This is a genomic window from Limosilactobacillus coleohominis (assembly GCF_016901675.1).
GTDB classification, from domain to species: domain Bacteria; phylum Bacillota; class Bacilli; order Lactobacillales; family Lactobacillaceae; genus Limosilactobacillus; species Limosilactobacillus intestinavium.
This window is the reverse complement of sequence record NZ_JACJKU010000229.1, coordinates 1-219: the sequence shown is the minus strand read 5'-3', so window position 1 is coordinate 219 and position 219 is coordinate 1. Positions and strand designations below refer to the sequence as shown.

Sequence of the window (219 nt, the reverse complement as noted above, 5' to 3'; positions counted from 1 at the left end):
TAGTTTGTTTTGATCAATCCAGTTATAGATGGTTTTAAAGCTCAGCTGCAGTGTATGTGCTACTTGCTCTGCCGACCATTTTTCAATTAGTATCTTATCCTCAATATATCGCTTTAATCCTGAAGTAAAGTGTGACTTAGCTCCACGTTGAGTGATTTGATCACGATGCTGTTTTTCTGCCCTTCGGGCATTATAAGATCCAGGTAATCGATGTAATTC

At 38.4% G+C, this 219-nt stretch carries 1 pseudogene; it reads right to left on the bottom strand.

The annotated features are described in order from the left end of the window. Positions 1-219, bottom strand: a pseudogene (locus tag H5975_RS08625) (IS30 family transposase); the annotation flags it as partial.